At 64.8% G+C, this 23,860-nt stretch carries 26 protein-coding genes and 1 tRNA gene; 11 read left to right on the top strand and 16 right to left on the bottom strand.

The features are described from left to right. Positions 1 to 119 precede the first annotated feature (119 nt). The gene (locus tag IM816_RS17480; protein ID WP_250339070.1) at positions 120 to 1,088 is read left to right on the top strand and encodes a chorismate transformation FkbO/Hyg5 family protein; all 969 of its coding nucleotides are present in this window, start codon (positions 120 to 122) and stop codon (positions 1,086 to 1,088) included. Positions 1,089 to 1,109: 21 nt separating this feature from the next. On the opposite strand, the gene glmU is transcribed toward IM816_RS17480, so the two are convergent. The 13 genes from glmU to queD all read right to left on the bottom strand — a co-directional run bounded on the left by glmU (position 1,110) and on the right by queD (position 12,110). Next, on the bottom strand, positions 1,110 to 2,489 hold the full coding sequence (gene glmU / locus IM816_RS17485; protein WP_250339071.1) for a bifunctional UDP-N-acetylglucosamine diphosphorylase/glucosamine-1-phosphate N-acetyltransferase GlmU: 1,380 nt from the start codon (positions 2,487 to 2,489) through the stop codon (positions 1,110 to 1,112). A 68-nt stretch (positions 2,490 to 2,557) separates the two neighbouring features. Beyond that, positions 2,558 to 3,634: an AsmA family protein gene (locus IM816_RS17490; RefSeq protein WP_250339072.1), complete on the bottom strand. Its 1,077-nt coding sequence runs from the start codon at positions 3,632 to 3,634 to the stop codon at positions 2,558 to 2,560. Positions 3,635 to 3,809: 175 nt separating this feature from the next. Then, on the bottom strand, positions 3,810 to 4,235 hold the full coding sequence (locus IM816_RS17495; protein WP_250339073.1) for a F0F1 ATP synthase subunit epsilon: 426 nt from the start codon (positions 4,233 to 4,235) through the stop codon (positions 3,810 to 3,812). Between the two features lie 142 nt (positions 4,236 to 4,377). Beyond that, positions 4,378 to 5,790: a F0F1 ATP synthase subunit beta gene (atpD, locus tag IM816_RS17500; RefSeq protein ID WP_072323594.1), complete on the bottom strand. Its 1,413-nt coding sequence runs from the start codon at positions 5,788 to 5,790 to the stop codon at positions 4,378 to 4,380. Positions 5,791 to 5,860: 70 nt separating this feature from the next. Continuing rightward, positions 5,861 to 6,769: a F0F1 ATP synthase subunit gamma gene (gene atpG / locus IM816_RS17505; RefSeq protein WP_072323593.1), complete on the bottom strand. Its 909-nt coding sequence runs from the start codon at positions 6,767 to 6,769 to the stop codon at positions 5,861 to 5,863. 123 nt (positions 6,770 to 6,892) lie between these two features. Then, complete coding sequence (atpA, locus tag IM816_RS17510) at positions 6,893 to 8,443, bottom strand: F0F1 ATP synthase subunit alpha (protein ID WP_072323592.1); 1,551 nt, start codon at positions 8,441 to 8,443, stop codon at positions 6,893 to 6,895. 57 nt (positions 8,444 to 8,500) lie between these two features. Beyond that, a complete protein-coding gene (locus IM816_RS17515) occupies positions 8,501 to 9,034 on the bottom strand; it encodes a F0F1 ATP synthase subunit delta (RefSeq protein ID WP_250339074.1) in 534 nt (177 codons plus the stop codon). Positions 9,035 to 9,036: 2 nt separating this feature from the next. Next, positions 9,037 to 9,507 (bottom strand): F0F1 ATP synthase subunit B, encoded by a 471-nt coding sequence (locus tag IM816_RS17520; protein WP_072323590.1) that lies wholly within the window; start codon positions 9,505 to 9,507, stop codon positions 9,037 to 9,039. Between the two features lie 82 nt (positions 9,508 to 9,589). Continuing rightward, positions 9,590 to 9,877 carry a F0F1 ATP synthase subunit C gene (gene atpE / locus IM816_RS17525; protein WP_072323589.1) on the bottom strand — a complete coding sequence of 96 codons (288 nt, stop codon included), beginning with the start codon at positions 9,875 to 9,877 and terminating at the stop codon, positions 9,590 to 9,592. Positions 9,878 to 9,959: 82 nt separating this feature from the next. After that, the gene (gene atpB / locus IM816_RS17530) at positions 9,960 to 10,799 is read right to left on the bottom strand and encodes a F0F1 ATP synthase subunit A (protein WP_072323588.1); all 840 of its coding nucleotides are present in this window, start codon (positions 10,797 to 10,799) and stop codon (positions 9,960 to 9,962) included. Positions 10,800 to 10,801: 2 nt separating this feature from the next. After that, positions 10,802 to 11,167: an ATP synthase subunit I gene (locus IM816_RS17535; protein ID WP_250339075.1), complete on the bottom strand. Its 366-nt coding sequence runs from the start codon at positions 11,165 to 11,167 to the stop codon at positions 10,802 to 10,804. 169 nt (positions 11,168 to 11,336) lie between these two features. Continuing rightward, positions 11,337 to 11,663, bottom strand: a complete 327-nt coding sequence (locus IM816_RS17540) for a phasin family protein (RefSeq protein WP_250339076.1) — start codon at positions 11,661 to 11,663, stop codon at positions 11,337 to 11,339. A 90-nt stretch (positions 11,664 to 11,753) separates the two neighbouring features. Further along, positions 11,754 to 12,110 (bottom strand): 6-carboxytetrahydropterin synthase QueD, encoded by a 357-nt coding sequence (gene queD, locus IM816_RS17545; protein ID WP_250339077.1) that lies wholly within the window; start codon positions 12,108 to 12,110, stop codon positions 11,754 to 11,756. 209 nt (positions 12,111 to 12,319) lie between these two features. Here queD and IM816_RS18775 point away from each other — a divergent pair, with 209 nt between their 5' ends. Then, a complete protein-coding gene (locus IM816_RS18775) occupies positions 12,320 to 12,925 on the top strand; it encodes a LuxR C-terminal-related transcriptional regulator (protein WP_305884069.1) in 606 nt (201 codons plus the stop codon). 274 nt (positions 12,926 to 13,199) lie between these two features. On the opposite strand, the gene IM816_RS17555 is transcribed toward IM816_RS18775, so the two are convergent. Then, positions 13,200 to 13,276, bottom strand: a tRNA-Met gene (locus IM816_RS17555). A 171-nt stretch (positions 13,277 to 13,447) separates the two neighbouring features. Between IM816_RS17555 and IM816_RS17560 the strand changes: the two genes are divergently transcribed. The 8 genes from IM816_RS17560 to IM816_RS17595 all read left to right on the top strand — a co-directional run bounded on the left by IM816_RS17560 (position 13,448) and on the right by IM816_RS17595 (position 18,516). Then, complete coding sequence (locus IM816_RS17560) at positions 13,448 to 13,981, top strand: RNA pyrophosphohydrolase (protein ID WP_072323584.1); 534 nt, start codon at positions 13,448 to 13,450, stop codon at positions 13,979 to 13,981. An 88-nt stretch (positions 13,982 to 14,069) separates the two neighbouring features. Beyond that, on the top strand, positions 14,070 to 14,273 hold the full coding sequence (locus tag IM816_RS17565; protein ID WP_072323583.1) for a (2Fe-2S)-binding protein: 204 nt from the start codon (positions 14,070 to 14,072) through the stop codon (positions 14,271 to 14,273). A 105-nt stretch (positions 14,274 to 14,378) separates the two neighbouring features. Beyond that, complete coding sequence (gene bfr / locus IM816_RS17570) at positions 14,379 to 14,858, top strand: bacterioferritin (RefSeq protein ID WP_072323582.1); 480 nt, start codon at positions 14,379 to 14,381, stop codon at positions 14,856 to 14,858. Between the two features lie 110 nt (positions 14,859 to 14,968). Further along, a complete protein-coding gene (locus tag IM816_RS17575) occupies positions 14,969 to 15,712 on the top strand; it encodes a DUF6776 family protein (RefSeq protein ID WP_250339078.1) in 744 nt (247 codons plus the stop codon). Further along, on the top strand, positions 15,699 to 16,133 hold the full coding sequence (locus tag IM816_RS17580) for a bactofilin family protein (protein ID WP_250339079.1): 435 nt from the start codon (positions 15,699 to 15,701) through the stop codon (positions 16,131 to 16,133). Before IM816_RS17575 ends, IM816_RS17580 begins: the two co-directional genes overlap by 14 nt. A 31-nt stretch (positions 16,134 to 16,164) precedes the next feature. Further along, positions 16,165 to 16,548, top strand: a complete 384-nt coding sequence (erpA, locus tag IM816_RS17585) for an iron-sulfur cluster insertion protein ErpA (protein ID WP_425602596.1) — start codon at positions 16,165 to 16,167, stop codon at positions 16,546 to 16,548. Positions 16,549 to 16,561: 13 nt separating this feature from the next. Next, the gene (nudC, locus tag IM816_RS17590) at positions 16,562 to 17,551 is read left to right on the top strand and encodes an NAD(+) diphosphatase (protein WP_250339081.1); all 990 of its coding nucleotides are present in this window, start codon (positions 16,562 to 16,564) and stop codon (positions 17,549 to 17,551) included. A 98-nt stretch (positions 17,552 to 17,649) separates the two neighbouring features. Continuing rightward, positions 17,650 to 18,516, top strand: a complete 867-nt coding sequence (locus tag IM816_RS17595; RefSeq protein WP_250339082.1) for a beta-lactamase induction protein — start codon at positions 17,650 to 17,652, stop codon at positions 18,514 to 18,516. 3 nt (positions 18,517 to 18,519) lie between these two features. Here the strand turns inward: IM816_RS17595 and IM816_RS17600 are convergent, their stop codons facing one another. Continuing rightward, positions 18,520 to 20,394, bottom strand: coding sequence for an MFS transporter (locus IM816_RS17600; RefSeq protein ID WP_250339083.1), 1,875 nt, complete (start codon positions 20,392 to 20,394; stop codon positions 18,520 to 18,522). A 191-nt stretch (positions 20,395 to 20,585) separates the two neighbouring features. Between IM816_RS17600 and IM816_RS17605 the strand changes: the two genes are divergently transcribed. Then, a complete protein-coding gene (locus tag IM816_RS17605) occupies positions 20,586 to 22,499 on the top strand; it encodes an RICIN domain-containing protein (RefSeq protein WP_250339084.1) in 1,914 nt (637 codons plus the stop codon). Positions 22,500 to 22,540: 41 nt separating this feature from the next. Here the strand turns inward: IM816_RS17605 and purD are convergent, their stop codons facing one another. Next, complete coding sequence (purD, locus tag IM816_RS17610; RefSeq protein WP_250339085.1) at positions 22,541 to 23,824, bottom strand: phosphoribosylamine--glycine ligase; 1,284 nt, start codon at positions 23,822 to 23,824, stop codon at positions 22,541 to 22,543. Positions 23,825 to 23,860 lie beyond the last annotated feature (36 nt).

The following is a 23,860-nucleotide window of genomic DNA, read 5'->3' on the forward strand; positions in this document are numbered from 1 at the left end:
GGCCATGCCTGACGCGTTCAGGCTCGTGAATCCGCGGCATTCACGCTACGGGCTGGCGAGGGAACGATATGATGGCCGGGACACGTTGGACGGACCACTTGATGCTCCCAGGAAGTGATATGCGCGAGCACGCGCCGCTCGCCACCCCAGCCTCGCCACGCGTGGATTATCGGGAAGGGTACGCGGCGCTCTCGCCCCGCACGTTAGCGGCATTCGATTTCGGCGCGGCAGCGCCCGAACAGGACGATCCCCGCTGGTTACGCGTGGTGCTGGAGCCCATGGGCGGCCGGCAGAGCGAGATCTGGGAGGTCGACGGCGAGATCGAGAGCAGCCGCGCGGGCGATCTTCGCTGGTCGCGCGGCGGTGGCTGGCTGTTCGCCGCCGTGACCTGTCGGGAGGATCAGCACGGTGGCACCGAGGGCGCGGCGAGGCACGCGTACGAGCAGCTGTCGCGGTTCGTGGCGGCGGCCGACGAGCGTCACGTCCAGCGTATCTGGAACTACCTGGGCGCCATCAACGCAGGCAGCGGCGATGACGAGCACTACAAGCATTTCTGCACCGGTCGTATCGAGGGCATGGGCGAGGTCTTTGCCCACGGTTTTCCCGCGGCGACCGCCATCGGCCACCATGCCGACGAGGCGTTGCTGCAGGTCTATCTGCTTGCCACGGACCGTCCCGGCACCCGCGTCGAGAATCCGCGCCAGGTGAGCGCGTGGCGCTATCCGCGCCAATACGGCCGCACGCCACCCAGCTTCGCGCGGGCCACGCTCCTGCCCGCGGGCGACGTCCTGGCGATCTCCGGCACAGCAGCCGTGGTAGGCCATGCCTCGGCCCATGCCGGCGACATCGATGCGCAACTGGCCGAGACCTTGCGCAACCTCGACGCGCTGTTGGCCGCAGGCGGTCTGCCGCCCGGATTCGATCGCTCTGCCCCGCTCAAGGCTTACGTACGCCGGCCGGAACATGCGGCCGCAGTAGCCGGGTTTGCGGCCACTCACTTCCCGCAAGCCCCCCTGATCCTGCTGCACGGCGACATCTGCCGCGAGGAACTGCTTGTAGAGATCGACGGCTGGCGCTTCCGCGGCTAAGCAGGAGCGCTCAACGGCGACTCACGTTTTCTTCGTCGGGCGATGCCAGCCTTCGACCGCGGTCTGTCGCCCGCGCGCAATCGTCAACGTATCGGCCGGCGCGTTCTTGGTAATGACCGAGCCCGCGCCGATCGTGGCGCCCGCATGCAACGTGACCGGCGCCACGAGCGAGCTGTTCGAGCCGACGAACACACCATCTTCGATCGTGGTGCGGCTCTTGTTCACGCCGTCGTAGTTGCAGGTAATGGTGCCGGCGCCGATGTTCACCTTGCTGCCGATCACCGTATCGCCCAGGTAGGACAGATGGTTGGCCTTGGAGCCTTCCGCGATCACCGCGTTCTTGGTCTCCACGAAGTTGCCGATGTGCACGCCCGCCGCCAGATCGGTGCCGGGACGCAACCGTGCAAACGGTCCGATGGTGCATGGTCCATGCGTCACCACGCCATCGAGATCGCAATGCGCGAGCACCACGGTGCCGGCGGCAAGGTTGGCATGACGCACGCGGGTAAAAGGACCGATGCGTACGTCGTCGCCAAGCACGACGTTACCTTCGAAGATGACGTCGACATCCACCTCGACGTCACGGCCGGCGGAGACGGTGCCGCGCACGTCGAGTCGCCGCGGATCGGCGAGGCGCACGCCGGCGAGTGCCAGTGCACGCGCGCAGCGCTCGCGGAACAGCGCTTCCAGCGTCGCCAATTGCCAGGGATCGTTCGCGCCTGAAGCCTCCACGGCATCACAGTCCACGCATGCGGCGGGCACGCCTTCGGCCGCCGCCATCTCGAAGACATCGGTGAGGTAATACTCGCCTTGTGCGTTATCGTTACCGAGGCGCCGCGTCCACGTCAGCAGTTTTGCCGCGTCGGCGGCGACGATGCCGGTGTTCACGAGATCGATTGCGCGCTCGGCTGCACTGGCATCCTTCTCTTCCACAATATGGCGAACGCGACCGGCGGCATCGAGCACCACGCGTCCGTAGCCACTCGGATCAGTGAGACGGGTCGCAAGCATCGACAGGGCGTCGCTTGACGTCGCGAGCATCGCCAGCGTCTCCGGCCGAATCAGCGGCACGTCGCCGTAGAGAACCAGCACGCGCCCTTCCAGTTGTCTGGATGCCTGCAGTGATTCAAGCGCGGTGCGTACCGCATGACCCGTGCCGAGCCGTTCGCGCTGCTCGATCCAGCCGAGGCTGGCGTCCGCGGCGAAGGCCTCACGCACCTGCGCACCGTTATGACCGTAAACCACGTGGATGCCAGCCGGTTCCAACGACCGGGCAGCTTCGATGACGTGCGCAAGCAATGGTCGTCCGGCGAGGGGCATCAGCACCTTCGCCGAGGCGGACTTCATCCGCTTGCCTTCGCCAGCGGCCAGGATGAGGACGTGAAGGGGCGTCGCGGTCATGGGCGTCGTTGCCTGCCTGAGAATCGAGGGCCGCACTTTCGCGCGTTTGCGGCCCCGTGCCAAGTCGGCTAGTCGTCTTTCGGCCGCTCGGTCAGGTGTTCCAGGTTTGGCTTGTACGCCTGGATGAACGCATTGCGCAGCACACCCAGGATGGCTTCGAGCGCGGACATGTTCTTATCGCCGATGCTTCCCGAGATCGGCACGCGAGTCGCGAACTGATCCTTGGACTGGTTCTTGAACAGCTTGGTGACGCCTTCTGCCAACGCTTCATAGGCGAGCTTGACCGGGCCCTTCTTGTCCTGCTCGACGTCCTGTTTCCAACTGAAGATGCGCAGGTCGTGGAACAGCGGCTTGGCGTAGCCTTCCAGCCGGCGATCGCGTGCCTGCAACTCCATGAAGAAGTCGCCCTCGCCGCCCGCGAAATCGAGGCCGCTATAGGCGCGTGCCAGATCGTTGGCCTTCACCAGCTTGATGTTGCGGACAGTCAGTTCGTAACGGAAATCGCCCAGTTGCTCCAGCGGATCGAACTCGGCGCGCGCTTCCAGCGGCGCGTCGCCCAGCACCTTTGCCGTGGCATGCATGTGTGCGACCCGCGAGCCACCTTCGCGCTGCACGTTCGTGAGGTTGGTGGCGGTGCCGTTCACGTCGGTCATCTTGAGATCGACCTTCGGACTGGACACGAAGTTGTGGAAGGTGATGGTGCCATCCATGACATTGACCTCGTCCAATTGCGTCGGCACGAGAGCTTTCAGCTGGGCGCGCCAATCGACGCCCTTACCGGTCTGCGTATCGCCCTCGCCGCGCCCATCGACGAAATTCACCACGGGTTTATAGAAGTCGATCTTGCCGCGCAGGTGCCCGCGAGAAAGCGCGAGCCAACTCAGCGAGATGTCCGCACGATCGGTATCGAACAGCGGCACGGGAACCTTGCCGTCCACCTTCTTGATGGTCAGCCGATCGATCGAGTACGCACCGCGCCAGAGATGAATGTCGATGTCGGCGATATGGCCTGCGTACGATCCCATGCGCGACAACCGACCATTGAGGTAGTCGAGCACGACGAAGGGCAAGGCGATGCGCGCCGCGATAAGCACGACGGCGGCCACACCGATGATCCAGAGGCTGCGGCGGTAGCGGGTTCGCATGGGCGTGTCCCGTAAGGCGGATACGCGTCAGTGTGGACGCACCGCGGTCATGGTTACATGAACGCGTGCGGGCGATGGGAGCTTGCCTCATGGCCACACCGCTTGGTTGGCTCCTCGCCACCATGGCGGCTCCCACACACCAAAAAAAACCCCTCCGAAGAGGGGTTTTCGTGGATCAGTGCTTGAGCGTCTTGCGCAGTCGTTCCAACGCCTGGAGCTGGGCGAGCGCTTCGGCCAGCTTGGCCTGGGCCTCGGCCACGTCCAGTTGCTCGCCGCGATTCGCCAGGGCGGCCTCGGCTTCTTCCTTCGCCCTCAGGGCGGCCGCCTCGTCGAGGTCGGCCGCACGGGCCGCCGTATCGGCAAGGATGGTTACAACCTGCGGCTGCACCTCGAGAATGCCGCCGGAGACGTAGAACTGCTGGCGCTCGCCGCTTGCCGCGACCACGTCGACGTGGCCGGGCTTGAGCCGGGTAATCAGCGGGGCGTGACGCGGTGCGATGCCCAGCTCGCCAAGCTCACCGGTGGCGACCACGAGCGTGGCTTCGCCGGAGTAGATCTCGGCTTCGGCGCTGACGATGTCGACGCGGATGGTGTGGGGCATGAGAGGCTCCGGCTTCTTCGTTCTATAGGATGCGATGAGGTACGGCTTGGTGAAGAGTGAACAGTGAACCGTAAGTTGAATCGTGCAGCTTACGGTTCACAAGGCGGCGCCAGCCGCCGCTCACGCTTCACGAGAAGGCCGCTTAGGCGGCCTTCTTCGCACCCATCTCCTCGCCCTTCTTGATGGCTTCGTCGATGCCGCCGACCATGTAGAAGGCCTGCTCCGGCAGGTAGTCCACGTCGCCGTCGACGATCATCTTGAAGCCGCGGATGGTTTCCTTGAGCGGCACGTACTTGCCCGGCGAACCCGTGAACACTTCGGCCACGTGGAACGGCTGCGAGAAGAAGCGCTCGATCTTGCGCGCACGCGACACGGCTTCCTTGTCTTCCTGCGACAGCTCGTCCATGCCCAGGATCGCGATGATGTCCTTGAGCTCCTTGTAGCGCTGCAGCGTGCCCTGCACGCGGCGGGCCACGTCGTAGTGCTCCTGGCCGATCACGCCCGGGTCGAGCTGGCGGCTGGTGGAATCCAGCGGATCCACGGCCGGGTAGATACCCAGCGAGGCGATGCTGCGGCTCAGGGTGACGGTCGCGTCCAAGTGGGCGAACGTGGTAGCCGGCGACGGATCGGTCAGATCGTCCGCGGGCACGTACACGGCCTGGATCGAGGTGATCGAACCGGTCTTGGTCGAGGTGATGCGCTCCTGCAGCACGCCCATTTCCTCGGCGAGCGTGGGCTGGTAACCCACGGCCGACGGCATGCGGCCCAGCAGGGCGGACACTTCCGTACCGGCCAGCGTGTAGCGGTAGATGTTGTCGACGAAGAGCAGCACGTCCTTGCCCTTGCCGCTCTCGTCCTTCTCGTCGCGGAAGTACTCAGCCATGGTCAGGCCGGTCAGTGCCACGCGCAGACGGTTGCCCGGCGGCTCGTTCATCTGGCCGTACACCATCGCGACCTTGTCGAGAACGTTGGAGTCCTTCATCTCGTGGTAGAAGTCGTTGCCCTCGCGGGTACGCTCGCCCACGCCGGCAAACACGGACAGACCCGAGTGCGCCTTCGCGATGTTGTTGATGAGTTCCATCATGTTCACGGTCTTGCCGACGCCGGCGCCGCCGAACAGGCCGACCTTGCCGCCCTTGGCGAACGGGCACATGAGGTCGATGACCTTGATGCCGGTTTCCAGCAGCTCGCTCGCGGCAGCCTGATCGTCGTACGACGGGGCTTCGCGATGGATGACCCAGCGCTCCTGCTCGCCGATCTCGCCGGCTTCGTCGATCGGGTTGCCGAGCACGTCCATGATGCGACCGAGCGTGGCCTTGCCGACCGGCACCTTGATGCCTTCGCCGGTGTTGCGGGCGATCAGGTTGCGGCGCAGACCGTCGGTGGAACCGAGCGCGATGGCGCGCACGATGCCGTCACCGAGCTGCTGCTGCACTTCGAGGGTGATCTCGGTGCCGTCGACCTTCAGTGCGTCGTAGACCTGCGGTACCTGGTCGCGCGGGAATTCGACGTCGACGACCGCGCCGATGATCTGAACAACTTTACCCTGGCTCATGGATGTGCTCCGGATGAATCTTCTTTAGGTTCTGTGCGGCGCCGCTGTCGCGTCGCCATCGCTTGTTTCGTCAGACCGCCGCGGCGCCGCCGACGATCTCCGAGATTTCCTGGGTGATCGCAGCCTGGCGGGCCTTGTTGTAGCTGAGCGTCAGTTCGCCGATGACCTTGGTCGCGTTGTCCGACGCCGCCTTCATGGCGACCATGCGCGCGGCATGTTCGCTGGCGAGGTTTTCCAGCGCGGCCTGATACACCACCGACTCGATGTAACGCGTCATCAGGTGCTCGAGCACCGTGCGCGCATCCGGCTCGTAGATGTAGTCCCAGTCGTGCGTCTGCTCGACCTTGACGCCCTCGGACACCGTGCCCTCGGCGTGTTCCAGTTCGTTCGCGACCAGCGACAGCGGCAGCAGCGCATCGATACGCGGTTTCTGCACGATCGTGTTCACGAAGTCGTTGAAAGCGAGGAACACGCGATCGAGCCGATTCTCGCCGTAGGCGTCCAGCACCACCTTGATCACGCCGATCAGGTCTTCGAGCTTCGGCTTTTCGCCGAGATGCGTCGCACTGCCGATCAGGTTCACGCCCTTGATGCGGCGGAAGAACTGCACGGCCTTCTGACCCACCGCCACGATGTCGACCTCGACGCCCTTGCCCTGCCACTCGCGGATGTTGACGAGCATGCGGCGGAACAGATTGGAGTTGAGACCACCGGCGAGGCCGCGGTCGGTCGAGACCACGATGAACGCCACGCGGGCGACGTTCTCGCGCTCGCTCAGGAACGGATGGGTGAAGTCGGTGCTGGCCTGGGCGACGTGCGCGATGACCTTGCGCATCAGGCGCGCGTACGGACGCGACGCCTTCATGAGGTCCTGCGCCTTGCGGATCTTCGACGCCGAGACCATTTCGAGCGCGCGCGTCACCTTGCGCATGTTCTGCGTGCTCTTGATCTTGGTTTTGATTTCGCGGCCGCTAGCCATTGTGATCGCCGTGGTCGTGTTGCTTGATTACTGAGGAAAGTGAACCGTAAACCGTGAACCGTAAGTTGCACGATGTCACTTACGGTTCACCCTTCACGCTTTACCGGCGCGCTTTCGCGCGACTCACCAGCTACCGGTCTTCTTGAACTCGTCGGCGCCCGCCTTGAAGGTGGCTTCGATGTCCTTGTCCCAGTCGCCGGTCTGATCGATCTTGGTCATCAGCTCGCCGTGGTTCTGGCGGAAGAACGCATGCAGACCCTTCTCGAAGGCAAGCACCTTGTTGACCGGCAGGTCATCGAGGTAGCCCTTCTCGGCCGCGAAGATCGACAGGCCGAGTTCCGCCAGCGACAGCGGCGAGTACTGCGACTGCTTCATCAGTTCGGTCACGCGCTGACCGCGATCCAGCTGCGCGCGCGTGGCGGCATCCAGGTCCGAGGCGAACTGCGCGAACGCTGCCAGCTCGCGGTACTGCGCGAGCGCGAGCTTCACGCCGCCGGAAAGCTTCTTGATGATCTTGGTCTGCGCGGCACCGCCGACGCGGGACACCGAGATACCGGCGTTCACCGGCGGACGGATGCCCGCGTTGAACAGGTCGGTCTCAAGGAAGATCTGGCCGTCGGTGATCGAGATCACGTTGGTCGGCACGAAGGCCGACACGTCGCCCGCCTGCGTTTCGATGATCGGCAGTGCGGTGAGCGAACCCGTCTTGCCCTTCACTTCGCCGTTGGTCATCTTCTCGACGTACTCGGCGCTGACGCGCGAAGCGCGTTCCAGCAGACGCGAGTGCAGATAGAAGACGTCGCCCGGATAGGCTTCGCGACCCGGCGGACGCTTCAGCAGCAGCGAGATCTGGCGATACGCCACGGCCTGCTTGGAGAGGTCGTCGTAGACGATCAGCGCGTCTTCGCCGCGGTCGCGGAAGTACTCGCCCATGGCGCAGCCGGAGTACGGTGCGACGTACTGCAGCGCGGCCGCTTCGGATGCCGAGGCCACCACGACGATGGTGTTGGCCAGCGCACCGTTTTCTTCGAGCTTGCGCACGACGTTGGCAATCGAGCTGCGCTTCTGGCCGATGGCGACGTAGATGCACTTAATGCCGGAGTGCTTCTGGTTGATGATCGCGTCGATCGCCACGGCGGTCTTGCCGGTCTGACGGTCGCCGATGATCAGCTCGCGCTGGCCGCGGCCGATCGGGATCATCGAGTCGATGGACTTGTAGCCGGTCTGCATCGGCTGGTCGACCGACTGACGCCAGATCACGCCCGGAGCCACCTTCTCGACCGGGCTGGTGCCTGCGGCTTCGATGGGGCCCTTGCCGTCGATCGGGTTGCCGAGTGCGTCGACCACGCGGCCGAGCAGGCCCGGGCCAACCGGCACTTCGAGGATGCGGCCGGTGGTCTTGGCGGCATCGCCTTCGCGCAGGTGAGCGTACTCACCGAGCACCACGGCGCCGACCGAGTCGCGCTCCAGGTTCAACGCCAGAGCGAAGGTGTCGTTCGGCAGTTCGATCATTTCGCCCTGCATCACATCGGCCAGGCCGTGGATGCGCACGATGCCGTCGGACACGCTGATGATCGTGCCTTCGTTGCGTGCCTCGGCGCCGAGCTTGAACTGCTCGATGCGGGTCTTGATCAGCTCGCTGATCTCGGACGGATTCAGTGTGGTGCTGGACATGGTCGGTTCCTTGGGTTGCGCCGCTCTCACGGCACCCGGTGGTATGAGAAGCTCGTATCAGTGCGCCAGCGCGCTGGCCAGCCGCTGCAGGCGGCCGCGCGCCGAACCGTCGATGACCTGCTCGCCCGTGTCGATGACGACACCGCCAAGCAACGCCGGATCGACGTGCGTATCCAGTTCGATCTCACGCTTGAAGCGGCGCTTCAGCGAGGCGCGCAGCTGTTCGGTCTGCGCCGCATCGAGATCCAGCGCGCTCGTGACCTTCACCTTCAAGGTCGATTCCGACTCCAGCTTGTACTGGTCGTAGAGCGCGGCGATTTCCGGCAGCAGGTGCATGCGACGGTTCTCGGCCAACTCCTCGAGGAAGCGGGCGAAGGGCGCATCGGCAGCCATGCCTTGCGGAAGGTGGATCGCGACGAGCTGCGCCGGCAGCACACGCGGATCGTTGCCGAGGCCAGCGACCTGAGGGTCGACCGCGACCGCGGCGGCGAAAGTGAGCGCCGCCGACCAGTCGGCGAGCGCACCCGCCGCGTGCGCCACCTCGAAGGCGGCGCGCGCGTAGGGACGGGCGAGGGTGAGCGCCTGGGCCATGGTCAGATCTCGGCGGCGAGTTGGTCGATCAGGGCCTTGTGGGCCGCCGGATCGATCTCGCGCTGGACGATCTTCTCGGCACCGCGGACGGCAAGCACGCCGACCTGCTCACGCAGCTGTTCGCGTGCACGCTGCGCCATCGACGCGATCTCGTCCTGGGCCTGGGCCTTCAGACGGTTGATCTCGTTGGTGGCTTCGGCGCGAGCCTTGTCGAGCAGCTGGTTGGCCTGCTGCTGCGCCTTGTCGATGATCTCGGTCGCCTGCAGGCGGGCCTGCTTGATCTCGGTGGCGACCTTGGCGTCGGCATCCTTGAGCTCGGCGCGCGCGCGCTCCGCGGCGGCGAGACCCTCGGCCACCTTCTTCTGGCGCTCTTCGATGGCACCGTTGAGCTGGGGCCAGATGAACTTGGTGGTGAACCAGACCAGGATCGCAAAAGAGATCATCTGGCCCAGGAAGGTCATGTTGATTTCCATGATCTCTCCGAAAGACTCCGAACGCTTGGGTACTGACGATCGCCGTGACCGGAACGGTCACGGCGACAAGACGAACGGCTGATCAGCCGCCGGTGGCAGCGCGGACGACGCCGACCAGCGGGTTCGAGAACGCGAACAGCAGGGCGACGGCGAGGCCGATGATGAACGCCGCGTCGATCAGGCCGGCGAGCAGGAACATGCGGCCCTGGAGCAGCGGAACCAGCTCAGGCTGACGAGCAGCCGACTCGAGGAACTTCGAGCCCATGATGGCGATACCGAGACAGGCGCCGAGCGCGCCGAGGCCGATGATCACGCCGATGGCGATGGCGGTCATGCCCTGGACGTGGGCGAGAAGCGAGGCGAGTTCCATGGTGTTCTCCTGGGATGTACGAATAGCGAAAGGTGGAAGCGAAAAAAGGTGGAGCCGAAGGTTCTAACGTCGGAGCGGTGAGTCAGTGGTGTTCCCGCGCGGTGGCGATGTAGACGATCGTGAGCATCATGAAGATAAACGCCTGCAAGGCGATGATCAGGATGTGGAAGATCGCCCACGCCGTGTTGAACACGACGCCAGGCACGAAGCTGATCCAGCTCACCATCAGACCGGCAATCAGCATGAACACCAGTTCGCCGCCGTACATGTTGCCGAACAGTCGCATCGCGAGCGACACGGGCTTCGACAGGGTTTCGACGACGTTGAGAAGGAAGTTCGGGATCACCAGCACCAGCTTGGCGATCGGGTTATGCGCATGGAACGGCGCGGTGAGCAGTTCCTTGCCGAAGCCGAAACCGCCCTTCGCCTTGATGCCGTGACCGATAACGATGAACAGCACGGCGACCGACAGGCCAACGGTGGTGTTGATATCAGCGGTGGGGACCATGCGGAAGTAAGTGTGATGCGCGACGTCGTGACCCGCGAAGGTCTGCACCAGCCAGCCAGCGAGATCGACCGGCAGCAGGTCCATCGCATTCATGAGGAACACCCACATGAAGATCGACAGCGCCAGCGGCGTCACCGTGCGACGGTCGCCGTGAAAGGTGTCCTTCACCTGGGTATCGACGAATTCGATCGCCAGCTCGACCAGAGCCTGACCCTTGGACGGCACGCCCGAGGTCGCCTTGCGCGCGAACAGCCAGAACCACAGGCAGAACGCAGCACCGAGCACGAACGAGATGACGATCGAGTCGGCACGGAGATTCCAGAACCAGAAATGGTCGGCGCTGAAATTCACCGTGAGGTGATTCAGGTGGTGCTGGATGTATTCGGTCAGACCGCCCTGCGGTTCGCTCGCCATGCTCAACCCTTGAATCTGAATGCAAATACGTTGACCGCGTAGCCTGCCACCAGCCCCGTCAGTGCGGGCAAGGGTGGCAGCTTCCACTGAACCAGCAAGAGAGCCAGGCCCCCTATGAGCACGATCCAGCGAAGGATCATGCCCACAAGAAACCGCGCAAACGTTGCTCCTGCTCCACCCAGCGCGCTGAACGCTCGCGCGGCAAGCAGCGCGGTAGCGATAGCGACGATCAGGGCGCCCCCGAAGGCGGCCAGCGCGGCTGGACGACCCTGCAGGGAAAAAGCGAGCCCCGCGACAACGGCCACCACCAGCTGCGCAATGACAATGCGCAAGGCGAGGTGACGACCGGCAGCAAGACTGTTGAGCAACGCGAGGCTCCCGTGGTTTCGCTCGAAGGCGGCACCAGATGGTTCAACGGGCCACGGTTTAATCTGGAAAAGTATACCAGTGCCGTAAACGACGGGACAAGCTGCGAAAGTCCACAAACACCCGCCGGCGCGACCGGCCGTCGCGTCGTTGGCGAGGAGGCGCGGTGAGTCAGGCCCTGGCGGGCGGGCCCACCAAAGCGCCGAGCGATGTCGCCGTCTGCACCGCCACATCGAGGATGTCGCCTGCGGCAGAGGCCGTGCGCTCCACACTCTGGCGCTGAAGATCCCCGCCACGCGCAAACACGGCGCGGAGGGCATCGGCGTCGGAGGCCACCATGGCGTCGGCCATGAGACCCGTCGCGGCGCGCGCATGACCTTCCAGTGCCTGCAACTGCAGATCGGCCACGCGCTCCATGCCCCGCCAGGCGAGCGCCTGGGCGGCGGCGGCTTGCTCGACAAGGCGAGCGAAGTCGGCGTAATCGTTTACTGCGGCCATCGAGATGCACCGTCGGGGAACGGGGAGGTGCCGGAGTGTAGACCTGCGTGCCGCGACGCAGCAACCGCGATTATTTGCGGCGGACCGCGGTCAGTCGCCCGTGTATTCGGCACCGGACGTGCAGGTCTCATGCACCACGACCTTCGCCAGACCCGGCACGTCCGGGCGCAACCGTTCGAAGATCCAGCGCGCCAGGTTCTCGCTGGTTGGGTTTTCCAACCCCTCGATGTCGTTGAGATAGTGGTGGTCGAGACGGTCGTAGAGCGGCTGAAACCGAGCCTTGAGATCGCCGAAATCCATCACCCAGCCCAGCACGGGATCGATCGGCCCTTCCACGTGCAGATCGACCCGGAACGAGTGCCCGTGCAAGCGTGAACACTTGTGCCCTTCGGGCACATTCGGCAAGCGATGCGCCGCTTCGATATGAAAGGTCTTGAAGATACGCATGGGGCGACAGCCTTGCTCAGATGACCCCGCATTGTAGCGGAGGCTGTCCCGCGCGCCCTGGATCGCCGGATTCACGACACGGTTCGCAAATCCGAAAATTCGTAGTAGTCATTCATGGACTTTTCATCGCTCAACGGTTGCAGTGGTAACTACTGAAGGGCGCGGAGGGGCGTTCCTTCGGTTTCCATGCGTGCACTGAGGAGGCATCGATGTGCCTTGGTCGTGGTTCGCTCGACGGTCCGCACACCTGCGGACTCGCTGAGGAAGTGTTTGCTGCCCTGCCCTGGCCATGCGTGGTCTGGCGCCAAGAGGGACAGCGTGCGGTGATGGTCAACGCGGCGTTCAAGCGCGAATTCGGCATCGCCTGCGGACGCGCAGGACCGGCGTGGCTGGATGAGCATTTCCAACCGACCGCCGCTGCCGACGAGTTTGTCTTCCGGGACCGGCATGCACGAACGCGGCGTTACCACATGACCCGCCAGCTCATCGACGTGCCCCCTGCCGCCTTTCATGCCGTTTTTTTGATGGCGCTGGCAGACGACGAGCAAGGCATCGAAGAACCGGCCACGAGCCACTTCACCACCCTGCGGCCCGACGTATCGCTCACCCCCCGTGAATCCCAGGTCCTCGACGGCATCATGTGCGGCAAGCTCAACAAGGTCATCGCGGGCGAACTCAACATCAGTCCGAAGACCGTCGAGCTGCACCGCGCGAATCTGATGGCCAAGCTGCGCGTGAACAACGTGGTGGAGCTGGCGCGCGTAGTGCTGGACATGGACCTGTCGCCCCGCCAGGAGGCCGCTACTCCGTTGTAGGAGCTTGCTGGTGGGAGCCAGCCTGGCCGGCGATGGGGACTTGCCGATGGGAGCCAGCCTGGCCGGCGATGGGGACTTGCCGATGGGAGCCAGCCTGGCCGGCGATGGGGACTTGCCGGTGGGAGCCAGCCTGCTGGCGATGGGGACTTGCCTCACCGCTACACCGCTTCGTTGGCTTATCGCCACCAGGGTGGCTCCTACCTTTGCTCCGTAGGCGGGCTGCCACAAGGCCAAAGAAAAAGGCCGCGCCTGGGAGGCGCGGCCTTTGCCGTCTTGGTGGCTAGAGGCGGGCTCGAACCGCCGACCTCAGCATTATGAGTGCCGCGCTCTGACCAGCTGAGCTACCTAGCCGTGAAACCTGGTCGTTCACGGGCGGACCCGCGAAGGCCGGGCAGTTTAATCGGCGCTGGCCTTCCGTTCAAGTAGCGCCTTGCCCGCGCTTCTCACGCTGTGGTTGAATCGGGCGCATCGAGCGTGCCGGCGTACCGCCGGAAAACGCCGGACCGGGTCTGCGGAGGGCGGATGATCGACGCTGATGGCTATCGACCGAACGTGGGGATCGTGCTCCTGAACGGAGACGGCCGCCTGTTCTGGGCGCGTCGCGTCAATCGCGACGGCTGGCAGTTCCCTCAGGGGGGCATGCGTAGCGACGAGACACCCCTGGAAGCCATGTACCGCGAGCTGGAGGAAGAAACCGGCTTGCGCGCCGAACACGTGGAAGTGCTGGCGGAAACCCGTGGCTGGCTGCGCTACCGCCTGCCGAGCCGGTTCGTCCGCCATCACCAGCGGCCGACATGTATCGGCCAGAAGCAGGTCTGGTTCCTGCTGCGCCTCACCTGCAGCGAAGACGCGTTCCGGCTCGACGCCTGCGAGAAGCCCGAGTTCGATCTCTGGCGCTGGGTGGATTTCTGGTATCCCGCCCATCACGTGGTCAATTTCAAGCGCGAGGTCTACGAGCGCGCCCTGCGCCAGTTCGCACCTACCGTGGAGACCGTTTGCCGCGTCGAAGTCGGCCGCTGCCCCCAGCAAGCCGAGGCACTCCGCCGGGCGCCGTAAGCCTGGGCGCCGCGTGGATTAACGGTCGCCCACGCCTTCACATTTGTGTAGTTGACAATCGTTCGCATTCGCGTTCGAATGCGCACCCATGTACATCTGCATGTGCAACGCCGTTACCGACCACGCCATCCGCCGCGCCGCGGCCGAGGGCGTCGAGTCCTTCGCCGAACTCCAGGCCCGCACCGGCTGCTCGGACTGCTGCGGCGCGTGCGAGTCGGAAGCCCGCCAGTGCCTGCGCGACGCCGTCGCGGAGACCCGCTCGGTGCTGACCTTCCTGCCGCAGCCAGCCTGACCTCTCCGCGTCCTTAGCTGCGGACGCGAACCGCCTTCATTCTCGTTACGCTGCTGTCTTTCAGAGCGACGTATAGTCGCGCCTCGTATACGCAAGGAGATCCCCATGAAGGGCGACGCGAAGGTCATCGAATACCTCAATAAGGTCCTCTACAACGAGCTGGCCGCGATCAACCAGTACTTCCTCCATTACCGGATGTTCAAGGACTGGGGCTACAACGAGCTGGCCAAGCACGAGTACGAGGAATCGATCGAGGAGATGAAGCACGCGGACAAGCTCATCGAGCGGATCCTGTTCCTCGACGGCCTCCCGAATCTCCAGCACCTGGGCAAGCTGCGCATCGGCGAGAACGTGGTCGAAGCCCTGCAGGGCGATCTGGACCTCGAAATGCTCGCCACGAAGGATCTGCGCGAGGCCATCGCCTACAGCGAAGGCATCCACGACTTCGTCAGCCGCGACCTTTTCAAGTTCATTCTCGGCCAGGAAGAGGAACACATCGACTGGCTGGAGACGCAGTTCAGCCTGATCTCCGACATCGGACCCGAGCGCTACATGCTAAGCAAGGTGGGCTCGCTGCACGATTGACCGAAAGCCGCCGCAAGGCGGCTTTCCCGTTCAGGGGGCGGGTTCCTTGACCTTGGGTGGAAGCGGGGGCTATACCATCCCGCCTTCACGCCTTCTCCACGGAATTGTCCATGGCTCCTCGCCACCCGCCCCGCTTTGTCGTGCGTACGCTCGACGATGCGGCCAGCCTTCGCCGCAAGCGACTCGTCGTAGCGGCGGGCTGGGTGCTGAGCCTCGTCCTGGTGGCCGCGGGCGCGTGGTTTGCCGCTTCGGGTGGCCCGGCAACCGTCACCGATAAGGGCGCCCTGCGTCGCCTCCGCGCCGAGAACGAAGACCTGCGCCAGCAGGTTACGAACCTGGAACGTGCCGCGCAGGTCAGCGACGTGGCTGCGAAGGAACTCAAACGCAACCTTGCCGAGCGCGACGAGGAAATCAGCGGCCTGCGTACCGACCTGGGCTTTTACTCACGCCTGGTGGGCAACGGTGGCCAGCGTGACGGCCTGAAGATCCAGGGCGTCCGCGCCAGCCCGGTCAAGGGCACCGCCAACGGCTGGAACCTCGTCGTCACCCTGACCCAGAACGCCCGCCGAGGCGATGTGGTGAAGGGTTCACTGAAGGTGGCGGTCGAGGGAATCCAGGGCAACAAAGTGGTGACCCTGGAGGGCGGCGCGCTCGGGCAAGCCGGGCAATCCAGCGAACTCCCCTTCTCTTTCAAATACTTTCAGCAGATTCAAGGCAATTTCACCTTGCCCGCAGGGTTCAAACCGACCCGCCTGCGCGTGGTCGCCGACGTCAGCGGCGACCAGGCCGTCACCGGGGCGGTGGCGTGGGCCGATGCTCTGCGCAACAACGAGGCCAGTGATGTTCAACAGTAACCGGAAGAACCAGGGGCCCGCCGTCAACGCGGCCACCACCAGCCTGATCGCCCGCGGGGTCACCTTGAACGGCGACGTCCAATTCACCGGCACGCTGCACCTGGACGGCACGATCGAGGGCTCGGTACAGGCCGATCCCGCCGGAAGCAGCGTACTCACCATCAGTGAGACCGGCCGTGTCGTGGGTCGGATCGACGTGCCCCATGCCGTCATCAACGGCTGCGTAAATGGCGACGTAGAAGTATCGGAACGCCTCGAACTCGCCCAACTGGCCCGCATCGACGGCGATGTGCATTACCAGATCCTGGAAATTGCGGCCGGTGCTCAGGTGAACGGAAAGATGGTTCACCGCGCCCCCCAGACCATCCGCCAATTGGCCCAGGCCGCGATCGACGCCGCACCGGTCCTCGGCGAGGCTTGACCTGACGGGGAACGGCGCCATTATGAGCGGCATGAACAACCCATTCCCCATGGCTCCGGGCCAGGCGCCGGACTACCGCTCGGCAGGCGCGCCGCTCGTCTTCACGGAGGCCGCTGCCCGCAAGGTGCATGAGCTGATCGAGGAAGAAGGCAACCCCGAGCTGAAGCTCCGCGTATACATCAGCGGCGGCGGTTGCTCCGGCTTCCAGTACGGCTTCACCTTCGACGAGGCGCAGGCCGAGGACGACCTTGCCGTCGCCCGTGAGGGCGTCACGTTGCTTGTCGATCCGCTCTCGCTGCAATACCTCACCGGTGCCGAGATCGACTACGCCGAATCGTTCAGCGGCTCGCAGTTCGTCATTCGCAACCCGAATGCGAAGACCACCTGCGGGTGCGGTTCCTCGTTCAGCGCATGACTGGTCGCGAGGCGTGAGCGTCGAGCAGGAGCGAGACAAGGAAGCCGCCACGCGCGCCCGCGAGAACGTGTTCGCGGGCATAGACATTGATCGGATGTCCGAGCGGCGCGACGACCGGCTCTGGGTCGAGGAGATGGAGCGCCATCCCGATACGCGCTTCCTCGTGCTCGACAGCGAAGGCCATGCCTTCGCCCGGGAAGATGCCGAATGCCTGCTCTGGATGTCGCCGGAAATGCGCGCGGAGCGCTTCGGCGATGTCGCTTCCACCCTCCTTGGCCTGGCAGATGGCCGCGCGTGGTTCGCCCTGGTGCTCGATCACCCGCAGGCTGACCTGTATGCCTCGTTCGCGGCGCACCGCCGCATGTCGCTGCGCGAAGCGGGGCTGATCCTGCCTGCCTTCGAGGCCGGCTTGTTCGCGTATGCGAAGGGTATTACCCATTGGCAACGGCAGACGCGGTTCTGCAGCCAGTGCGGCGCGCCGGTGCTCGTCGTGGCGTCCGGCCATCGTGCCCAGTGCACGAATCCGGACGGCCCGCACATGCATTTCCCGCGCACGGACGCAGCGATCATCGTCATCGTCGAACAGGGCGACGCCTGCCTGCTGGGCCGACAGCGCGGCTGGCCGGCCGGCCGCTACTCCACGCTCGCGGGCTTCATCGAGCCCGGGGAATCGCTGGAAGACGCCGTGCGCCGCGAAGTACGCGAGGAATCGGGCGTCGAGGTCGTACACGCCACGTACCATTCGTCGCAGCCGTGGCCGCTGCCCGCCTCCTTGATGGTGGGCTTCACCGCCACCGCTCGCAACCGCGACATCCACCTGCGCGACGATGAACTCGAAGACGCCCGCTGGTTCACCGCCGACGACATCATCCGGGGCATGCGCTCGGGCAGCCTCGGTGTGCCACCGCCGCTCTCGGTTTCCTACCGACTGATCGAGCACTGGCTCGCGTTGCGCGGCGTATCGCTCGACGATCTGGTGACTACGTCCCTGCCGAAGCGCTAGGGACACGCTAGAAAACGCCTGAATCGTGATCCAGCGCGAAAGCGCGTGACGCGATCCATCGCCTACAATCAAGCATCGTCCTGCGGATCGCGCCTGCCATGGCCTTACGTCTTCTTGCCGTTCTCGTCGCCCTCGTCATCGCCTGGAGCCTTCCTCAGCTCGCGCGCTGGCGCGACGATCGGTGGTTCCGCCTCTGGGTGAATCGACTCGGCGACATCGCCGGTCCCGCTCGGGTTGCGGTCGTGCTGCTGGTGCCGGTGGTGGGCTGCGCCATTCTGGCCGGCATTCTGCGCACCCTGCCCTTCTTCGACCTCGCCTGGCTGGCCTTCGCGATTCTCGTGCTGGTCTACGCCTTGGGCCCCAGAGAAATCGAGAGCGACATCGACGCGATCGTGCGCGCACCCGACACGCTGCGTCGCGAGGAAGCCGTGGCGGCGCTTCGCCACGACGATGCACCGCTGGGCTGGTTCGCACCCGTGCTGGTGGAAGCCGCCTTCTACGGCGCCTTGCGCCGCCGCTTCGGCGTCCTCTTCTGGTTCTTCTTGCTAGGCCCCACGGGCGCGCTCGGTTACCGCCTCGCACAGGTCCTCGGACGCGACGCCGCGCTGGCGCTGGATGGCGCCACCCGTACCGCCGCACGGCGCGTGGCCGACGCGCTCGACTGGGTCCCGGCGCACCTGATGGTGTTCGCGATGGCGCTCGTCTCCGACTTCGACGCGGTCATGGGCGCGTGGAAGCTGTGGCATCGCACATCGGGAAGCCCGCGCTCGCGCCTGGACCCCGAGTTCCTCGGCGCCGTGGCCCGCGCTGGCGTCGACGCCGACGTGGAAGCGGGCGACGGCTACGTGCAGGACGTGAGCGATCCCATCGCCGAACTGGAGGATGCGCGTCGCGTGATCCGGCGCGTACTGGTGGTATGGCTCGCCGTGGTGGCCACGATCGTGCTGGCCGCCTGGTTCGCCTGACCGTTACGCCGCGTCGCCGCGCAAGGCGGCCACGCGGCTTTCCAGTGCCGCTGCGTTGGCTTCACTGGCCGGCACGATCGAACCGCCCACGAGTTCAATCCGCGACCAGAACCGCCTCGGCAACCGCGCGCGGTGCAAAGCGCTGTCGCGACGACTGAAGATGCTGCCCCACATGCCGCGCAACGCCAGCGGCACGACCGGCACCGGACGCCGCGCCAGGATGCGATCCACGCCAGGACGAAATGGCTGGATGCTGCCGTCGCGCGTGATGCCGCCCTCGGGGAAGATGCACACCACTTCGCCCTTCGCCAGCGCCTCGTCCACGAGTTCGAAAGCGCGCTCCATGAGTGCCGGATCTTCCTTGCTCCCCGCAATCGGGATGGCCTTGGCCGTGCGGAACACGAAGCGCAGGATGGGCAGGTTGTAGATGCGGTAGTACATGACGAAGCGCATCGGCCGGCGCACGCTCGCCATGAGGATCAGCGGGTCCATGAAGCTCACGTGGTTGCAAACGACGAGCGCCGCACCTTCATCGGGCACGTTCTTCAAGCCATCCACACGCACCCGGTAAAGCGAATTCACCAGCACCCAGGTGATGAACCGCATCATGAATTCGGGCACGAGGGTGAAGATGTAAACGGCGACGGCAACGTTGACGATGCCGGTGATGAGGAAGATCGTCGGCACGTCGAGCCCGAGTGCCGTCAAGCCGATGCCGAAGCCGGACGCCGCACAGATCAGCAGCGCATTGACGATGTTGTTGCCGGCGATGATGCGCGACAGACGCTCGCGCGGCGCGCGGCTCTGCACGAAGGCAAACAGGGGCACGACGTAGAAACCGGCGAAGGCCCCGATCATGGTGAGATCGAGCATCACTCGCCACGCGCCCGGAATCGCGATGAACGACATCCAGTCGAGCGCCGCACCCGGCGTCACCGCCGGATGGGCAAAGAAAAGATCCGCCGAGAACACGGTAAGACCGAACGCCCCCATGGGCACCAGCCCGATTTCCACGCGGCGATTCGACAACCGCTCGCACAGCAGGGAACCGATGCCCGTGCCCAGCGAGAACAGGGTCAGCACCAGCGTATTCACCGAGCCGTCGCCACCGAGAACGTGACGCGTGTACGTCGGCAACTGCGCGATCATCACGGTGCCGAAAAACCAGAACCACGAGATGCCCAGCACCGCGTTGAACACGGCGCGATCGTCGTGCGTGATCTTCAGCACACGCCAGGTTTCGCTGAACGGGTTCCAGTTGAAGCGCAGGTCCGGCGCCGTCGCCGGCGCAGGCGGAATGGCGCGGCTGGCGAGGTAACCGATGCAGGCGATGCCGATAGTCGTGAGCGACGCGGCCAGCGTGCCGTAACCGGCAATCAGCATGAGCGAATTGCCGACGATCATGCCGATCAGCATCGCGAGCTGAGTACCGGTTTCCACCAGCGCGTTGCCACCCACCAGCTCGCTCCGCTCCAACGCCTGCGGAAGGATGGAGTACTTGATCGGGCCGAACACCGTGGAATGCATGCCCATCAGGAACAGCACTACGAGGAGAAGCGCCACGTGATGCGTGAAGAAACCGATCGCCGCGATCGACATCGCGGCGATCTCGAACAACTTCACGAAGCGAATGATCCTCGTTTTCTCGAACTTCTCCGCCAGCTGCCCCGCCGTGGCGGAAAACAGGAAGTACGGAAGGATGAACAGCGCGGGTGCAAGGTTCGTATAGAGCGATACCTGCGCGTCAGGCAACGCCATCTGGAAGGCGACCAGCATGACCATGGCGTTGCGAAACGCATTGTCATTGAAGGCACCGAGCGCCTGGGTCCAAAAAAACGGGGCGAAGCGGCGCTTGGCGAGAAGAGAGAACTGCGACATTCCGTGGCCGATCCTGAGTGTTCGCCGCAGTGTAACCGAGCGTCGCCAGCACGTCCGGCCCGACGAATCCACCGACGCGTTCGCATTGTTCGAGAGATCCGAACATACCCACGGGAAATGAGGCATTCGCTTACAGCACGTCGTGGACGCTCCCGCCACGCTCTGCCCTCCCCCATGCCAAGGAGATGGCAATGATGAAACCCCGATACCTCGCTCTCGCCCTCGCGGCCGCCATGGCCGGAACATCTGCGTTTGCGCAGGTCGCTCCGCACGTGCCGGGCGAGGCGCCTTCCCCGCGCCTGTTAGCCCCACAGGATCTGTCGAGTGCGCTGACAGCGCCACAGACGATGCGTTCGACCCCCGACGCATCGTCCGCGCAGGCGCTGGTCTGGGTCGAGCGCGCCGACCTCGCCACGGCATCCGTTCGCCAGCGGGTCGTGGACGCATTGGCCCGTAAACGGGCCGTGCTGGTGACCGGATCCAGCGAGGACGACCAAGGCGAAATGGAAACCTTCGGCTTTCGCGCGCCGGGCGTGGCATCGATCTATCGGCGCTCCAGCAACGGCGCCATCGACGTCATCACCGCCGATGCCGATCTGCCTGCACACGAAGCGGCGGAAGCCTTCACCGAATGGCTTGGTCGCCAGAAGCCTCTGTCCGAAGTAGACCACCCCAGGACGAGGTCGCTCGTGCAGAACGGCACGGTGGACGATGGCGAATACACACCACGCATCGAGATTCACCAGGACCGCATCTTTCCCGGCCGTCGCGCCGTGCGCCATCACATCGTCGTGCTGCGCGACATCGATGCGCAACGCGACGAAAAAGTGGTGATGGTGACGACCGAAGTGGACCAGGTGCCCTCATTGGTCGGTGCCATGTGGAACGGTACGGCCCTTGCGGAAGGCAAGGGCTACCACCTGATCGTCCCCGGCCGTTACATCGTGACGACGCAACTCGCAGGCGTGGATCAACCCGTTCCGTTGACCCTTCAGGATTACGCACCGAAGTCGGACGGCGCGACCGAACGGCTCATCAATGACACCGTCTCGATCAAGACGACCTCGGGTGCAAGCGCCACGTTCGACGTATTGAACGGACTGGCTCACAACAACGCCCCCCATCTGGGCAAGGTCGCGCTCGGCTTCAACTATGCCAAGGAACATCTTGAGCAGAGGTCGGTCACCATGTCGCTCAAGGACTATTTCGTGCAGGCCTCGCCGCGCTCGGGCAAGGGAACACGCGCCATGGACTGGACATTTCCGCTGGCATCCGACATCGCGCACTCCGTCGATTATTTCGCGGACGGCGAGAACTTCTACGGGGCGGTGAATTCCACGCGCCGGATGACCCCGATGATGCGCCAGGCGACGTTGCAGGTCGGTTCGGTGTGGCGAGTGCCCGGCAGCTACGAGGGGTCGCTTGACGTGATTACGCGTGCGACCGTCGAGTTGCGCGTGTACGACTCGCTGGAAAAAAGCATCGATTCGGGTCCCGACGACGCCGAGTCGGACATGGCATTCACGACACGCATCAACCTGGGTTCCGCACACCTCACCCGGCAGCCGACGGTCCGTCTGCAATCGCTGCATGGACAGGGCCAGTGCCTGGCGCAGCCGGTGTCCAACGCTCCGGACGTCGTGCTGGAGTTCTGTGAAAAGGGTGAGGGCGGCAAGGCACAGCAGTGGTATCTCGAAGTCGACAACACCTACCGCAATCGCGGCAGCGGCCAATGCCTGACGACCGACCCCCATAGTGGGCGTATCCATGCCGCGGACTGCGCGGGCGCGTCGCTCACCCAGCAATGGCAGTGGTCGGCCGACCGTATCCACTCGCTGTACATGGGTGGCAACACCTGGCGCTTGCACCTGCGCGACGGCATCGTCAATGCGATGTTCGATCCGCAGCGACACCAGATGATGGTTTCGAATCAGTACCACCCACTGCTACGTCCGTGGTCGTCGTATCCCAACCGCCCGAGCAAGGGCGACGTGGTACCGAACCTGAGCAGCGTTTCGCCACCGATCCCCGACAGCTATCTCGGCTATGACGCCGTCGGTACCGAAGAACGCTGGCAGCCGCTGCCCATTCGCTTTGGCCTGTAGCGTTTAAAACCAGGGGCGACGGATCGCCCCTGGTGCTTGCATCACCGGCGGGACAACGCCCGATAGGCGATGTCTCGCCGGTGAAACGCGCCGTCGAAATGAATGCGGTCGACCGCGGCATAGGCCCGCTCACGCGCGGAAGCGATGTCGTCGCCCAACGCGCACACTGCCAGCACTCGACCGCCCGCCGTCACGGGGCGGCCTTCGGGGCCTTCGGCAGTGCCCGCGTGGAAGACTTTGACGTCGGCACCGAAGTCGATATCGGCACCGTCGATCAGATCGCCTGCACGCACCTTGCCGGGGTAACCGCCAGCCGCGATGACGACGCCAATCGCGGGCCGTGGATCCCATTGCGCTTCGACGGCAGCCATGCGGCCGTCGAGCGCTGCGTCGACGAGGTCCACGAGATCCGAGCGAAGACGAAGCATGATCGGCTGCGTCTCGGGATCGCCGAAACGCACGTTGAACTCGATCACCTTGGGCGCACCGTTGCCATCGATCATGAGCCCGGCGTAGAGGAAACCCGTGAAGGGCATGCCATCGGCGGCCATGCCGGCCAGCGTGGGTTCGATGACCTCACGCATCACACGCGCCGACACTTCGTCCGTCACCACGGGCGCGGGCGAATACGCGCCCATGCCACCCGTGTTCGGTCCCTTGTCGCCGTCGTCGCGGCGCTTGTGGTCCTGACTGGTCGCCATCGGCAGCGCGTGCTTGCCGTCGGCAATGACGATGAAGCTGGCTTCCTCACCGTCCAGAAATTCTTCGATGACGACACGCGACGACGCGTCGCCGAATGCCTGCTGTCCGAGCATGTCGTCCAGCGCGGCCTCCGCCTCGGCGAGCGTCATCGCGACCACCACGCCCTTGCCTGCGGCCAGGCCGTCGGCCTTGATGACGATCGGCGCGCCGTGCGTGCGAACGTGCGCCAGCGCAGGCGCGAGGTCGGTAAACACCGCATAGTGCGCCGTCGGGATGGCATGCCGGGCGAGAAAATCCTTCGCGAAGGCCTTGCTGCCTTCGAGTTGCGCCGCCGCGGCAGTCGGTCCAAAGCAGCGCAGGCCTTCCTGGGTGAAGCGATCGACCACGCCAGCGACCAGCGGCACTTCGGGTCCGACGACGGTCAGCTCGACGTTCTCCTTGCGTGCCAGCGCCAGTAGCCCATCGATGTCGGTGACCGGGATGGCGACGTTGCGCATGCGCGGTTCGTGCGCCGTGCCTGCATTGCCCGGCGCCACGATCACCTCATCCACGCGCGGGGACTGGCTGAGCTTCCAGGCCAGCGCGTGCTCGCGCCCGCCGCCGCCGATGACGAGGACTTTCATGAGGATCTCCAGACGTTGAGGCGGGCATTCTACCCG

It is taken from the genome of Luteibacter flocculans (genome assembly GCF_023612255.1).
Classification (GTDB): Bacteria; Pseudomonadota; Gammaproteobacteria; order Xanthomonadales; family Rhodanobacteraceae; genus Luteibacter; species Luteibacter flocculans.